13 protein-coding genes are annotated in these 14,876 nt (G+C 65.5%); 5 read left to right on the forward strand and 8 right to left on the reverse strand.

What is annotated here, in order from left to right:
• Window positions 1-50: 50 nt before the first annotated feature.
• Window positions 51-809 carry a phosphoribosylaminoimidazolesuccinocarboxamide synthase gene (gene purC, locus CJZ98_RS03720; protein WP_094588478.1) on the reverse strand — a complete coding sequence of 253 codons (759 nt, stop codon included), beginning with the start codon at window positions 807-809 and terminating at the stop codon, window positions 51-53.
• Window positions 806-1,909, reverse strand: a complete 1,104-nt coding sequence (locus tag CJZ98_RS03725) for a hypothetical protein (protein ID WP_157910850.1) — start codon at window positions 1,907-1,909, stop codon at window positions 806-808. The genes purC and CJZ98_RS03725 overlap by 4 nt, the downstream gene beginning before the upstream one ends.
• Window positions 1,910-1,986: 77 nt before the next feature.
• On the opposite strand from CJZ98_RS03725, the gene purD reads away from it, so the two are divergent.
• Both purD and nblS read left to right on the forward strand, forming a co-directional pair.
• Complete coding sequence (purD, locus tag CJZ98_RS03730; RefSeq protein WP_094588482.1) at window positions 1,987-3,294, forward strand: phosphoribosylamine--glycine ligase; 1,308 nt, start codon at window positions 1,987-1,989, stop codon at window positions 3,292-3,294.
• A 125-nt stretch (window positions 3,295-3,419) separates the two neighbouring features.
• Window positions 3,420-5,432: a two-component system sensor histidine kinase NblS gene (gene nblS / locus CJZ98_RS03735; RefSeq protein WP_094588631.1), complete on the forward strand. Its 2,013-nt coding sequence runs from the start codon at window positions 3,420-3,422 to the stop codon at window positions 5,430-5,432.
• Between the two features lie 45 nt (window positions 5,433-5,477).
• On the opposite strand, the gene kaiC is transcribed toward nblS, so the two are convergent.
• From kaiC to CJZ98_RS03750, 3 genes are all read right to left on the reverse strand, one after another.
• Entirely contained in the window at window positions 5,478-7,022 is a 1,545-nt protein-coding gene (kaiC, locus tag CJZ98_RS03740; protein WP_094588484.1) for a circadian clock protein KaiC, read from the reverse strand.
• Between the two features lie 52 nt (window positions 7,023-7,074).
• Entirely contained in the window at window positions 7,075-7,449 is a 375-nt protein-coding gene (kaiB, locus tag CJZ98_RS03745) for a circadian clock protein KaiB (protein WP_232756170.1), read from the reverse strand.
• Window positions 7,450-7,530: 81 nt separating this feature from the next.
• Complete coding sequence (locus CJZ98_RS03750) at window positions 7,531-8,412, reverse strand: circadian clock protein KaiA (RefSeq protein WP_094588486.1); 882 nt, start codon at window positions 8,410-8,412, stop codon at window positions 7,531-7,533.
• 178 nt (window positions 8,413-8,590) lie between these two features.
• Between CJZ98_RS03750 and rplU the strand changes: the two genes are divergently transcribed.
• Complete coding sequence (gene rplU / locus CJZ98_RS03755; protein WP_094588488.1) at window positions 8,591-8,953, forward strand: 50S ribosomal protein L21; 363 nt, start codon at window positions 8,591-8,593, stop codon at window positions 8,951-8,953.
• Window positions 8,954-9,010: 57 nt separating this feature from the next.
• Window positions 9,011-9,274: a 50S ribosomal protein L27 gene (gene rpmA / locus CJZ98_RS03760; protein WP_094588490.1), complete on the forward strand. Its 264-nt coding sequence runs from the start codon at window positions 9,011-9,013 to the stop codon at window positions 9,272-9,274.
• 120 nt (window positions 9,275-9,394) lie between these two features.
• On the opposite strand, the gene CJZ98_RS03765 is transcribed toward rpmA, so the two are convergent.
• The 3 genes from CJZ98_RS03765 to CJZ98_RS03775 all read right to left on the reverse strand — a co-directional run bounded on the left by CJZ98_RS03765 (window position 9,395) and on the right by CJZ98_RS03775 (window position 13,474).
• Window positions 9,395-10,186 (reverse strand): class I SAM-dependent methyltransferase, encoded by a 792-nt coding sequence (locus tag CJZ98_RS03765; protein ID WP_094588633.1) that lies wholly within the window; start codon window positions 10,184-10,186, stop codon window positions 9,395-9,397.
• A gap of 5 nt (window positions 10,187-10,191) precedes the next feature.
• Entirely contained in the window at window positions 10,192-11,439 is a 1,248-nt protein-coding gene (locus CJZ98_RS18145; protein ID WP_157910851.1) for a hypothetical protein, read from the reverse strand.
• An 88-nt stretch (window positions 11,440-11,527) separates the two neighbouring features.
• Entirely contained in the window at window positions 11,528-13,474 is a 1,947-nt protein-coding gene (locus CJZ98_RS03775; protein WP_094588494.1) for a glycosyltransferase family 2 protein, read from the reverse strand.
• Window positions 13,475-13,590: 116 nt separating this feature from the next.
• Between CJZ98_RS03775 and CJZ98_RS03780 the strand changes: the two genes are divergently transcribed.
• Window positions 13,591-14,697, forward strand: a complete 1,107-nt coding sequence (locus tag CJZ98_RS03780) for a glycosyltransferase family 4 protein (RefSeq protein ID WP_232756171.1) — start codon at window positions 13,591-13,593, stop codon at window positions 14,695-14,697.
• Window positions 14,698-14,876: the final 179 nt, after the last annotated feature.

Below are 14,876 nucleotides of genomic sequence, written 5' to 3' on the forward strand. Positions count from 1 at the left end.
CCAGCCATGGGCGTCCTGAGCACGCGGCCAAGCCGCAAATGCCGCTGACGTTACCCGTAAATGCGCGGCTCGGGGCAGGCCCCCTGGACCCGTTTGAGAACCTCCCCGTAGGCCTCGACCACGCCGCCGAGGTCCTGGCGGAACCGGTCCTTGTCCAGGATGCGGTCGCTGGCATCAGCCACCTGCAGGTCCCAGAGGCGGCAGGTGTCGGGGCTGATCTCATCGGCCACCACCAGCTCGCCGGCGGCGGTGAAGCCCAGCTCGATCTTGAAATCCACCAGCTGCAGGCCGATTGCGGCGAAAAAGGCACGCAGCACCGCATTGACCCGGAAGGCCAGGCGCTCCAGCTCCGCCCGCTGGTCGGCGTTCAGCAGACCGAGACGCGCAAGCCGGGCGTCGGTGAGCAGGGGGTCGCCGTAGGCGTCGTCCTTGTAATAGAGATCGAGCAGGGGCGGCTCCAGGGGCGTGCCGGCGGCGATCGGCATCTGCTTGCAGAGGGAGCCTGCGGCCACGTTGCGGATCACCACCTCCACCGGCACGATCGACACTGGCTTCACCACCTGCCAGCTGCGCCCCTGCAGGCCCAGGTAGTGGGTCGGTACGCCCTCGCGCTCCAGCAGCTCGAACAGCCGGGCAGAGATCTGGCAGTTCAGCTCCCCCTTGCCGGCCAGCTGGGCCTTCTTGAGGGCGTTGAAGGCCGTGGCGTCGTCCTTGAACTCCACCGCCACCAGCTCGGGCCGGTCGGTCTGGAAGACCCGCTTGGCCTTGCCTTCGTAGAGCAGGGAGCCGAGGGTGTAGGCGGCAGTCATGGCTGGGATCGGGCGTGGCCTCCGGGCTCCCGCGGCGAGCGCAGCTGGCGCTGCAGCTCCGCGCTGCGGGGTCCCTGCTGAGGATCCTGCCTCCTGATCTGCCACTCGCCGTAGGCATCATCGATGCGCTGGGCCAGCTTGAGGAAGCGCTCACTGGGCCGCTGGTCACTCAGGCCCGCGGCCTGGAGCAGGGCCCGCTGGTCCGCCAGCAGGGAGGCCGCCAGGCCCCAGGCGCCGGCGGCGGCAGCCTGGTCGAGGGCCGTCTCGAGCAGCTGGTTGCGCTGCTCCAGCGGCAGCTCCCGCAGCAGGGCCGCAGCCCGCTGCAGCCGCTCGGCCGCCGGCCGGCCGGGCAGTCGGCCCGCCAGCAGGGCTGCAGCGGCGTCAGCCTCCCGACCCAGCACCACCAGGTGCTCCGCGTAGACGTCCAGGGCCGGGCGAGTCGCCAGGCTGCCGTCCTGGCGCAGCTGCAGCGGCAGGGGGATGGTTTCGAGCGCGGCGAGACTGCCCTGGGACAGGCGCTCCAGGGCCTCGGCCGCCAGGCGGTGGTGCAGGCCGGCGTTGGCGGCCCGCCACTGCTGGATCAGCCACTGGTCCCGCTCGGACCCTGCCTGGGGCCCGTAGCGGTTCAGCACGGTGAGGGCGTCGTCGGGGGCGCGGCAGTTCAGCAGGGCATTGGCGTTGCGCAACACCAGCTCCAGGGAGCGGGGAGTGGGCTGCACCGCCAGCAGGGCATTGCGCAGCATCCGCAGCCGGCTCACCAGATCGAAGCGGGCGGCATCAAGGCAGGCGGCATCGAGGGAGGCCAGGTCGCCGCGCAGCAGCAGCGCCTCGAAGGCGGCCTGGGAGATCGTGGAGCCCGCGGGCTCCGCGGGCGAGGCGGCCGGTCCTGCCCCCGTGGCGGATCCGCTGGGACCGGGCGAGACGGCCGGAGCGGACTGGGCGGCCTGAGGCCCGGTGGGCCGAGCCGGGGCGGACTGGGCGATGACTGGCACGGCCGCCACGGCCGGCAGCGGCCCAGCGCCTGCGGCCAGCCCCCCCAGGACCAACCCCAGCGCCCTACTCAGCCCCAGCCGCACCGGCGTGTAAAGAAGGGATGGCACCGCGCAGCGTCCACTGGGCCACAACCTAGGGGACCCCGCCGGGCCCTCCCACCCGCTCCGCCTCCGGCCCTCCCGCCATGCCCACCCCCGCCGCCGCTGTGCCCAGTCCCGCCCGCGTGCTGGTGGTGGGGGGCGGCGGGCGTGAGAACGCCCTGGCCTGGGCCCTGGCCCGCTGCGGCGGTGTGGAGCAGGTGTGGGTGGCCCCCGGCAACGGCGGCACCCTGGAGCTGGCGGGCTGCCGGCAGCTGGCCATTCCCGAATCCGACCACGCCGCCCTGCTGGCCGCCTGCCGCGAGCACGCCATCGAACTGGTGGTGGTAGGCCCCGAAGCACCCCTGGCCGCCGGCCTGGCCGACCAGCTGCGGGCCGCCGGCCTGCCGGTGTTCGGCCCTGGCGCCGATGGCGCCCAGCTGGAGGCCAGCAAACAGTGGGCCAAGGCGCTGATGGTGGAGGCGGCCATCCCCACCGCCGGCTACTGGCCCGCCTGCAGCCGCGAGCAGGCCCTGGCCGCTCTGGAGGCCCAGGGCAAGCCCCTGGTAGTGAAGGCCGACGGCCTGGCGGCCGGCAAGGGCGTCACCGTGGCCGAAACGCTGGAGGAGGCGCGAGCCGCGATCGAGGAGGTGTTTGACGGCCGCTTCGGCAGCGCCGGCGCCTCCCTGGTGCTGGAGGAGCGCACCCACGGCCCCGAGGTGTCGGTGTTCGCCCTCAGCGATGGCCAACGGCTCGTCCTGCTCCCCCCAGCCCAGGACCACAAGCGCATCGGCGAGGGTGACACGGGCCCCAACACCGGCGGCATGGGGGCCTACGCGCCGGCGCCGCTGTTGGATGCCACCGGGCTGGAGCAGGTGCGGCAGCAGGTGCTGGAGCCCACCCTCAGGGCCCTGCAGGAGCGCGGCATCGACTACCGCGGTGTGATCTACGCCGGGCTGATGCTCACCGAGAGCGGCCCCAGCGTGATCGAGTTCAACTGCCGCTTCGGCGATCCGGAGTGCGAGACCCTGATGCCGCTGCTGGGCCCCGAGCTGGCTGCGGTGCTGCTGGCCTGCGCCCAGGGCCGCCTGGATCAGGCCCCGGAGCTGAGCATCGCCCCCCACTGCAGCGCCTGCGTGATCGCCGCCGCCGCGGGCTACCCCGGCGAGATCCGCAAGGGCGATCCGATCCGCAGCGGCCTGGTGCCCAGCGATGACCTGCAGCTGTTCCACGCCGGCACACGCCGCCAGGCCGATGGCACCTGCCTCACCAGCGGTGGCCGGGTCCTGGCGGTGGTGGCCCAGGCCGACGATTTCGATGCCGCCTTCACGCGGGCCTACGCCGGGCTGGACCAGGTGAGCTTCGAGGGGATCACCTTCCGCCGCGACATCGGTCACCAGGTGCGGAGCCGCTGAACCGGCCAGCGGAGCGGCCGAGCGGGCCGGGGAGCACGACCTGCCTAGGCTTCTGGGGAGCCCCGAGCGCCGTGACCAGCTCCGCCTCCCCCACCCCTGCGGCCAGCGCGACCCCCCAGGCCGTCCTGCCCGCCTCCCGGCCGCCCCAGTCGCTGTGGCTGCGGTTGAAGCTGTGGTGGGCCGAATTCAGCCTGCAGACCAAGCTGCTCGCCGCCGCCACCCTGGTGGTGAGCCTGGTGATGACGGCGATGACCTTCTTCGCACTCAACGGCATCCAGACCGATGTGCGGATGAGCGACACCCGCTTCGCCCGCGACCTGGGGCTGCTGCTGTCGGCGAACGTGACCCCGCTGGTGGCCGAGGGCAACGACCGGGAGCTGGCGGCGGTGGCCGAGCGCTTCTGGCGTTCGACCCGCAGCCTTCGCTACATCTTCTTCGCCGATCCCGAGGGGGTCATCTACCTGGGCATTCCGATCAGCGGTACCAGCGGCGGCAGCGAACTGCTGCTCAGCCGCCGCCTCGAACTCCCCCCCGATCTCGCCCGCCAGCCCCAGAGTCCGCTGATCCGCCAGCACCTCACCCCCGACGGGCAGGTCACTGACGTGTTCGTGCCTCTCGTCTCCGGGGGGCGGAATCTGGGCGTGCTGGCCCTGGGCATCAACCCCAACGAGGCCGTGCTCGCCAGCGCCGCCCTCAGCCGGGAGGTGACGGTGGCGGTGTTCATCTCAATCTGGGTGCTGGTGATCCTGGGGGCGGTGTTCAATGCGCTCACGATCATCCAGCCGGTGAAGGAGCTGCTGCGCGGTGTGCGCTCCATCGCCGACGGTGACTTCGCCACGCGGATCGCGCAGCCGGTGGGCGGCGAGTTAGGGGAGCTGCTGCAGGGCTTCAACGCCATGGCCTCCCAGCTGGAGGTCTACAAGGCGGCCAACATCGAGGAACTCACTGCCGCCCAGGTGAAGCAGCAGTCCCTGATCGCCACCATGGCCGATGGGGCTCTGCTGCTGGATGCCGAGGGCCGCATCGTGCTGGTCAATCCCACCGCCCGGCGCCTGTTCCGATGGGAGGGGCGCAAGCTGGAAGGCAGCCCCCTGGATGTCGAGCTGCCGGAGCGGATCGGAGTGGAACTGCACGCCCCGCTTGACAGCCTGCTGATCGATGGGCGCGACAGCAGCGACGTGCGCTGCAGCTTCGGGGAACCGCCGCGCACCCTGCGGATCGTGCTGCAGGCGGTACGCGATGCCAGCGGCGAAACCCTCAAGGGCATCGCTGTGACGGTGCAGGACCTCACCCGCGAGGTGGAACTCAACGCCGCCCAGAGCCGTTTCATCAGCAACGTCTCGCACGAGCTGCGGACGCCGCTCTTCAACATCAAGAGCTACGTGGAGACCCTCCATGACCTGGGCGACCAGCTCAGCGAGGAGGAGAAGAAGGAATTCCTGGGCATCGCCAACGCCGAAACCGATCGCCTCACCCGGCTCGTCAACGACGTGCTCGACCTCTCCCGGCTGGAGAGCGATCGGGTCTGGGCGCTGGAGCCGGTGGAGCTGCGGCCGGCCATGGAGCAGACCCTGCGCAACTACCGGCTCAACGCCGAGGACAAGGGCGTGGTGCTGGAACTCGATGTGGACAGCACCCTGCCCCGCATCCGCGGCAACTGGGATCTATTACTGCAGGTGTTCGACAACCTGGTGGGCAACGCCCTCAAGTTCACAGCCAGCGGCGGCCTCCTTGCCCTGCGGGCCTATCCCTGGCCCGACCAGTGCCCCCTGGATCCCAGTACTGCTCCGGACAGCGCCAACCCCTACTGTGAACTCACCTCGCCCCTGCCGCGGCTGCGGGTGGAGATCGCCGACACGGGCTCAGGCATCTCCCGCGAGGACCAGAGCCGCATCTTCGAGCGCTTCTATCGGGTGGAGAATGCCGTGCACACCGAAGTGGGCACGGGCCTGGGCCTCTCGATCGTGCGCGGCATCCTCGAGAAGCACGGCACGCGCATCCAGATGGTCAGCGAAGTGGGGGTGGGCACCACCTTCTGGTTTGACCTGCCGCTGGAGCAGGCCGACGGCGACGAACTGCTGGTGGAAGGCGAGCGGCGCCGCGAACGGCGGCTGCTGGAACAGGCCGGCCGGGTCTGATGGATGGGGCTGGCTAGTGCGGCACAAAGGCGGGCCGGGCCCCCCTCAGATTTTGTCCTCGCTGGCCACCCCCCGCACGATCCGGGCCAGATCGCTGCGCTCGTCGGCGTTGATGCGGTGGGGCACGCCGCTGATGATCCGCTCAAAATTGGAGAAGGAATCCTTGATCTCCGGGCCATTGCCGGTGATCACAAATTCCCGGATGCCCTTGTCATGCCAGGAGCCGCGCATCTTGAACACATTCAGGGCCCGGGCCATCTCGCCCCGGATCTCCACATACTGCAGCAGCAGGATCGTGTCGGTGATCGTGGAAATGTGGGAGTCTGTGATCGAGTGGCTGCCCATGAACTCCTCGGAGGTGTTCGTAAAGAAGCCGGCAATCTCCTCCTGCTTGGCATAGCCAGTCACGCCGATCACGAACTGGCGGAAGGCATTGTGGCTCACACCCCGGGCCAGGGCCGAGAGTGAGTCAATCGCCATCCGCGACGGCTTGAACTGACTGATCTCGGTCTTGATAATCTGTAAATGATCCTCCAGCCCCGTAGATTCAGGGTAGGCGCAGATGATTTTCAGCAGACCATCACGCTCCATCTGCTCAAAGTCGATACCCCAGCTGGTGGCATTGCGAAGCAACTGGGCGCGCGATTCCTCATAGGCGAACAGGATCGCCCGTTCCTTGTTGCTGCAGGCATTCTCAACAAACTTGGACACCAGCAGCGTCTTGCCGGTACCAGTTGCCCCGGTTGCCAGGATGATCGAATCCTTGAAGAAACCTCCACCACACATCTCATCGAGGCGGGGCACACCGGAGCTGACCCGCACGTTCGACGAGCGCTGGGTGAGACGCATCGCCCCAAGCGGGAAGATGCTGATGCCGTGCGCCCCCATCGTGAAGGGGAATTCACCCTTCATGTGGGTGGTGCCACGGAGCTTGAGAATCTCGACCGTGCGGCGGCGGCGCTCGCCCTCCAGCACATTGCGAAGGATCACCACGTTGTCGGAGACGAATTCCTCGACGCCGTAGCGGGCAATCGGGCCGTATTCATCAATGCGCTCGGTGGTCATCACCGTGGTGACACCGATCTCCTTGAGCCTGGCAATCAGCCGGAAGATCTCCCTCCGCACAACCGAAACCGCATCGTATTGCTGGAAGACGGCCGTGATCGAATCAATCGCGACCCGCCGGGCCTTGTACTTGCGGATCGCGTAGTTGATCCGCTCGATCAGACCGGAGAGATCGAAGCTGCCGACCACGTCCTGTCCCTCAGGGTCAGGCGAGGCATCGAGGATAAAGAGCTTATCCTGCTCCACCATTTCCTGCAGATTCCAGCCGAAACTGGAAGCATTGCGCAGAATATCGAGCGGCGACTCTTCGAAGGTTACAAAGATGCCAGGCTCATCAAACTGGCGAATGCCATTGCAGAGAAAATTGAGAGAGAGCACCGTCTTGCCGGTGCCGGAGGTGCCACTGATCAGCGTGGATCGACCGATCGGCAATCCCCCCTGACAGATGTCATCGAATCCCTCGATCCCCGTGGGGAGCTTCTGCACCTGAAGTAGGGCATGGTTGGGGGAGCTGGGGTCCTGCATCGATCGGGTGGTCCTGGGAGAATTCTAGGCAGTGTCAGGGTTTCGGCAGATTTCAGGAGCCGGCCTGGGTGGCCTGGCCCACTGGGGGCTCGGCACCAGCCGGATCCAGGGCCAAGGGAGCGCGCAGATCCTCCTCCGAGAGCTCGTCGTAGAGCAGATCGAGGCCGATCAGCACGCGCTCGCGATCGGAGAGATCACCGATGATTCGCCGCACCGGCGGCGGCAGGATCTTGGCCAGGGTTGGCGTCGCCAGGATCTTGTCCTCCTCGGCGAGCTGGGGATTCTTGAGCACATCAATCACCTTGAGCGCATACACACCCTGGAACTCAGTTTCGAGAATGTCGCGGAGGGTCTTGAGCGCGCGCATCGAGTTGGGCGTGTTGCCAGCCACGTACAGCTTGAGGATGTAGGTCTTGCGGGGGCTCATTCAGATCACCTGCTGGGGATTGGCGAGAAATCGGACCGAAAACGGGTTGACAGCGTGGCGGAGAGGGCTGGTGGGCTGAGCTCAGCCCCATGACGATGCACTGTCCATAGGGGTTGAAGCCTCAGCGATGGCGGCCCCCACCGGCAGATCAGGGGGCACGGAGCGGCGGTACATTTCACACAGGTGGGCCATGACGTCGATTAAAGCGAGGCGATAGTCCTGGAGGAAGTCGCTCTTGTGACCTTCCAGTCGCAGCTGCTTCGAGAAATCATCAATCAGGTTCATGTGAATCTCCACAGCCTTGGTGATCGGCAGATCGCTGAAGAAGGCAGTGTGCACAAAGCTCTCGATCGCCTGGTTGGCGGCGGCCGGATCCCTGAAATAGCTGAGCAGCAGATCACGGTAGGTACGCTCCAGGGACGCCAGCAGATCCTCGCGTTCCTGCTCGGGCAGGTTGCGCAGAAACAGCGAGGGATCCCGCTTGTAGAACACCCCCAGGTAGCCGAGCCGATCCTTGATGCGGCTGGGCAGTCCCCAGCCGGCCTGCGGGGCCAGAGCGGGGCTGGGCACGGAGGCCGGTGCGGGAGGAGCGCTGGAGAGGCCGCGCCGCAGAAAGCGCGAGACGGCCGCATCGACGCTGTAGCTGAGCTGCTCCAGCTGGTCCGGCGGCAGATGCACCTCCGCCTCGTGGTAGTCGGTGCGCCCATTCACCTCACCGATCACGACCGCCGGCAGCAGCAGCCCCTGGGCCACCAACTCGCCATAGGCCTCCCCGGGAAAAGCCCCCTGCTGGAGCAGCACCACATCGAAGCTGTCGCAGCGCCGCTCCAGCTCCCGCACCGGGTCGGGCGTCGCCCCCAGATACTCCAGGCGGTAGCGGCCACCGCGCAGCCACCTGTGGCAGGCCTGCTTCAGGCTGGGATCGGTGAGAAGGGAGGCGATGGTGAGTGCCGGCTGGGACATGGAGCCGAGCTGGGGCCCGGGGTGCTCGCAACAGTGTTGACGATAGGCAGATCGAAGGGTGAAGATCGTTGTTTGTCTTTCGATTGCCGTGCGGCAGGCCGAATGACGCCCCAAAAGCCAGGCCGCTTGCCCGGCTGAAGCCCCGGATTCCGTCAGCCTGTCCACGCCCCGGACCGCCATGAGCACCTCCCCCAACCCAGCCACAACCGGTCCCTACGCCATCGTCGAGACGTCGGGTACGCAGTTCTGGGTGCAGCCCAACCGCTACTACGACCTCGATCGGATCCACGCCGACGTCGACAGCACCGTGACCCTGGAGAACGTGCTCCTGGTGAACGACGGCACCGCCGCCACGGTGGGCCAGCCCTACGTCACGACCGCCACCGTCGAGCTGAAGGTGCTGGAGCACCGCCGCGGCCCGAAGGTGATCGTCTACAAGATGCGCCCCAAGAAGAAGACCCGCCGCAAGAACGGCCATCGCCAGGAGCTGACCCGCGTCCAGGTGCAGTCCATCACCGTCGGCGGCAAGGCCCTGGCCTGAGACCAGAACCAGATTCCCGATCCCACCTCTCACCCGTTCACCCGTCCCTTCTGAACCATGGCCCACAAGAAAGGCACCGGCTCCACCCGCAACGGCCGCGACTCCAACAGCAAGCGCCTCGGCGTCAAGCGCTACGGCGGTGAGACCGTGAGCGCCGGCTCGATCCTGATCCGCCAGCGGGGCACCTCCGTGCTGGCCGGCCAGAACGTGGGCCGCGGCTCCGACGACACCCTGTTCGCCCTGGCGGATGGCGTGGTGAGCTTCGACACGATCAAGCGCGGCCTGCGCAGCCGCAAGCGCATCAACATCGCCGCTGCCTGAAGCTTGGCGCGCTGAATCCCAGCGACCCGGGGTCCAGAGGGCCCCGCTCCCCCGGCCGGTGGTCCCCCACCGGCCCTTTTCGTGTGGCCACACAACAGGCCGGCCCAGCGCCAGCCTGGCTCAGGCCAGCAGCCGGTAGGCGCGGGTGGTGATCAGATACGGGTGGAACTGTTCCAGAAAGCGGCCCTGCAGGCTGCGGAAGAAGCGCTCCACCAGCGCGGGATCGTCGAAGTGGAAGGGGTACTCGCCCCCGAACCCCTTGAAGAAGTACCAGTTCATCAGGGCGATGGCCTGGGGCGCCATGCGGGCGGCGAAGGTCTCGAGCTGGCCGGCGGGGTCGGCCAGGTGCTCCAGCACATCCAGGCAGACGATCGTGTCGAACCGGGCGGGCAGCTCGGGATCGGCCAGATCGCGGAAGCAGCGCAGCCGATCCGCCAGCCCAAGCCGCTCGGCCCGCTGCTGCACAAAGGCGCGGTTGTGGGGATTGAGATCGACGAACCACACGGCCTCCACCTCGGGCAGGGCCGCCGCCGCCAGGGCGTGGCTGCCGATGCCGCCGCCGAAATCGAGCACCTGACCACGCGCGAAGCGAGCTTGCAGCCGCAGGGTGTCGGCGATGTAGTCGGCGCTTCCCAGGTGCCAGGCGGCCAGCTCCAGCAGGTGGCCAGTGCCCACGGTCTCCTCATAGAAGGCGCCGGCCCGCTCCGGGTCAAAGGCGCCGGGGTGGAGGGCCGCCAGATCCTCGGTGCCGAGGGGCAGGCGGTCGGCCAGCTCCTCAGTGCTGATCCCCAGGAAGACCGCCAGCTGGGCCGTGAGCTCGAAGCCATCCGCAAGGAAGCGCTCGGGATCGAGCAAGGGCAGGGTCAATCCCGGCGGAGCGGGTTCCGTGACGAAAACCGGTGTGGATGACATGTCAATCATAGGGGCCACGGTAAGGCCCCTCGGCCATCGGGCCTCCGCCGCTGGCGGCGAGTGTCACGCTGACTTCGCTCTAGATAGTCCAGAAGTTCCGCGAAGCGATCGAAGGCCTTGCCAACAGCCATCAGCTCGGGGAACTCATGGATGCCATCCCAGGAGGCACAGGCACCTGCAGCCTGCTTCGAGCCGAATTGAACAGATTCAGCCCACTGGTACAGGCACTTGAGATCGATGCCGCTGGGTCTCCATGACCCATCTCCAATCATCCTGCCATCGGTGTGAAGAACATCAATCTCGAGCTGATCCTTTAACGCAGCATCCACGAGATTCTGGCACTGGTCAGCCGGGAGAGGAATGCGATAACCAACCCTGCCATCTCGCAAACCTTCGATCTCCAGCTCGGATCGCCAGCAATCAGCAAGGGCCTCAGCCAAAAAAACATTATTCCACCATATCTGAACGGCAATGGGATCGGAATTACCAGGATCCCAAGCCCAACCTATGAGATCTCCTGTGGCGGTAAGATGCTGAAGGTGACCTGGCAGGCGCACAGGCTCAGGGGCAAGACTGGGCTCACTGCGCCTCAAGAGCAGGAAGTCAACCAGGGGATTCGGATGCAACAGACAATCAGCACGACGGTTGATCCAGCGAGTGGCATCGAAGATCGGCGAGGGCGCACGTCCCTCCACACCCCCGTGATGCAGATAGTGAAGGAACGGTTGCTGGATACCGGCCTCACGCAGATCAGGGTGGCTACTCAGATACCAGCACGGGTCAAACCAGGGATTGGGGCCGATCCGCTGCTGCTGCTCAGCAGATAGCTGCAGATAGCGCGCCAAGTATGACGCCGACAACCCATGGGCGGAGGAGGCCGAAGCGGCCGGCAGTTGAATCTCGAGCCAGGTGGGATCCACCAGCGGATGAGGGGAAGGCTGCGGCGCGAAAGCCTCCGCACAGGCCAGCAGATAGGCCAGTAGCGGGTTCAGGGGACTCTCCCAATCCTGCGGCAACTGGGGCAACAGCCAGGAAGCAAGGACGAGAGGTGTCGCGATCGGCCATCCCTGCGCGGAGGGGAGAGCGACCAGTAAATCCAGACATTGATCCAGAAGAGCCCCTGGCTGCCTGGCAAGCAAATCGGAACAAGGTTCACCATGGATGAACAGCAAGCCCGAATCAGCTAGAATTTGTAACTCAGAGGCCAGCCAATCACGAGGAAGATTGCGGGCCTGCATTTCAGGTAAAGCCATCAAAGGAGATTCAGACCAGCGGACGCTTCTCAAGCCTAAAGGCAGAGACGGGACTCCAAGATGCAGACAATCGAAGCTTAGTCAGTCCCTACTGATTGAGCTCCTTAGGCCGACCATCGCCACAGTCACGTGCACAGGCAGGAGGCCACCAAGGGTAGCCATTCTCAAGCCGGGTCTTCCAACGCCGTCTCATGATCTCGATGGCAGCCTTGAGCGTAGGGCTGGAGAAGGCGTCACGGCTCTGACTCTCCCGATGAATCAGCCGTGCTTCCGGCACAACGAGATGACGGTAGCCGACCGAGCCGAGCCTGAGGCAGAAATCAATATCGTTAAATTCGACAGGCAAAGCCTCATCAAATCCACCAATTCGCTCGAACAAGTTCCTGCGCACCGCCATGCAGGCACCCGTGACAGCTCCCCAGTTGCTGAGATAAGAGCTACGGGCCCGATGCACCCGATGCTCCAGGGGCAGACCACGATAGGCGTGGTCCGCAGCTCCGTGCATGCCGACGACCACACCAACGTGCTGAAGTGAGCCATCAGGATAGGTCAAAAGGGCGCCGGCACAACCAATGGCTGGCCGGAGGGCCTGGGCAACCATGGCCTCCAACCATCCCGGCGAGGGTGCCTCAACATCGTTGTTGAGGAAAACCAAGAGCTCAGCCTGACTAAGCTTGGCGGCACGGTTGTTGAGGCGACTCCAGTTGAAGGGGGCAGAATCAGTCAGCACAGTGAAGCGATCGGCAAGTCGGGTACGCCATCGCTCAAACAACGTGGCCGTCTCAGCTTCCTGAGATCCGTTATCAACAACCACGATTCGCACATCCAGGTCCGCGACACCAGGACCAGCCGTTCGCCAAAGGCTCTCCAGACAGGGGCTGAGCAGATCGGCCCGGTCTCGGGTGGGAATGATCAGCTCACAGCGTTTGGAGCGCGGCGCGGCCCAGATCAGTCGAAACCCCTCAGGACCGGTGGGCGTCACTTCAACAATGGCCTCCCCCTGCCGGCGCAGATGATCATGAAGGGCAGCGGCCCGATCCGAATGGAGCGCGGAGGAAGCGGGAGCTCCCGGATCCGCCAGCTGATGCACGAGAATCCTGGGCACATGGCCAATGACAGGGTCACGGGAGAGAGCGTCAAGAATCCAGCGAAAACGGGCACCAGACTCAGAGGGTGGCAAAGGCAAGCCTTGATCCCGCAACCAGGTCACACGCCAGAGGCTGAGCCGCTCCAGCCAGGGTGTGCTGAAGAAGCTGTCCGGGCACCACTGCGGCTTGAACCAGGGATCCAAGCGCTGGCCGTCAGGCGCTAGACGGTCTTCATCGCTGTAGAGCAGATGCGGCGTCCAAATGGACGGTTGATCAGCCAACCAGGCTTCGACCGCCTGCAGGGCACCCGCTCGCAGGCGGGATTGAGGATCCAGTAGGAGCATCCAGCCCTGACAGGGCCAGGGGGAGGACGCGTCATTCGAAGTCTCAACAGGGAGGGCATCGTGGTGAGCACTGCCATGCAATCCCTGCCAGCGGCCAGCCTGATCCAGCCACCACCAGGAATCGTTCAGCGCGGTAGCCGGCAAGCGGGGCTCATGGTGGTACAACCAATACTGATAAGCCGCTGGGCCAAGGCCCATGGTGAGATCTTCGCCACCACAGTGCTGCTGTAAACGGGCCTTCTGGACCCGGAGCCGGATCCAGGCCTCAGTGGGCAGAGCTGCCGCGGCCCTCTCAAAGCTAAGAACGGCTTCAGCCCAGGCCTGCTGGCGAAGGAGCAGCTCGCCCGTGGCAAACCAGTTCCAACCCAGCTCGGGATGAAGGCGGCAGCTCCGGCGCTGGTGATCAAGGGCTTCTCCCCAGGCCTCCCGCTCCGCCAGCACCTTGCCAAGCAAGTGGTGAGCGGCCCCATGGTGGGGCTGGAGATCAAGGAACTGTCGCAACAGTGACTCCGCCCTGGGAGCATCGCCGGCCGCGTAGACGCTCTCCGCCTGCCGGTAGAGAGCCTGAAGCTGAACAACCGCAGAATGGTCAGGCCCTGTCATGAACTCTGGTGCACCCCTCTATGCAGCCATCCCTACCCAAGATCAGCTTAAAACTCTGGGGACATCTGAGTGGGGCATTTGGACTGGGTGAAGGGGCCCGTTGCACGGTCCGGGCCTTGGAGGCAGCAGGCGTTCAGGTTCATGCTCAAGACATTCCCCTGGCGACCCACGTCAATGACCAGCCAGTGGCCGGAGAACAGCCAGGCGGGATGGCGACCATTGATCTGATCCATACCAATCCCAATATCCTCAACCAAACGGATGGACTGCGTGAACGGCTGAACCTCCAGGCTCCACTGCGGATCGGCTACTGGGCCTGGGAGTTGGATACATTTCCCAGAGGCTGGGATTCCGGCTTCAAAGGCCTCGATCAGCTCTGGTGTCCCTCCAACTTCTGCGCAAGCAGCCTAGGGCAACGCAGTCCGATTCCTGTTTCAGCCATTCCACACCTGATCGACTGGGAACGCGCAGATACCCTTTTTCATCAACGCAAGCTACTTGAGAATAAGCCCAATGGAGTGTTCACCTGTCTCTTCGCCTTTGATCTCTGGAGCACCACTGCCCGGAAAAACCCCGAGGCGGTGATCGACGCCTTCACGGAGGCCTTTCCCCGAAGGTCACTGGCGGGGACCGGTCAGCCAGAGGCACGGTTAATCTTGAAGGTTGGCAGTGCAGAGCAATTCCCCGAACTGCACGAGCAATTGCAGCTGCGTGTGACCTCCGATCCACGCATTAAACTCATCAGCAAGCATCTATCCCGTGCAGCTCTCGACCGCCTGTACCTAGAGGCCGATGTGCTTGTACATCTGCATCGATCAGAGGGATTCGGTCTATGCATGGCGGAAGCGATGGCATCGGGTCTGCCAGTCGTGGCTACCGCCTACTCGGGCAATCTCGACTTCATGCCCCTAGAGAGTGCTGTTCTGATACCGTTCACACTGACGAAGAACCCGCGTCAGGCTGGGGACTACCCAGCGGGCTGTACCTGGGCAGAACCAGACGTGAACTATGCGGCCGCAGCCCTTCGGCACCTGGCCGGCGATGCCGGCGCGCGGGAGCGGCTAGCCAAGCGTGGACGACAAGCAGCACGGACCTGGCTGGGGCGGAAGAGAATCACCTCCCTTGTGACCCAGCGGCTGGGATGCCTGCTAGCTCGTGCTGGCCGAGCCGAGCTGCTGGCCGCCCTGCCCGCCGGACATCCACTCCGACTGCTGGAGGGGTGAAGCCAATAACCCCTGTAGGCGAGAACGGAGGGCCGCAGCAGCTGGAAACACCTCACCATCGTCGACATAGCAGCCATCAAGGATCTCCAAAGTGGTCACAAGATCCAAGCTGGCGAGGGAGTCGCACCAAGCCTGACAGCGGATCTGAGGTTCCGGGCAACCATGCCGGCACAGCCATT

Origin of the sequence: Vulcanococcus limneticus LL (assembly GCF_002252705.1) — a bacterium.
In the GTDB taxonomy this organism is placed as follows: Bacteria; Cyanobacteriota; Cyanobacteriia; order PCC-6307; family Cyanobiaceae; genus Vulcanococcus; species Vulcanococcus limneticus.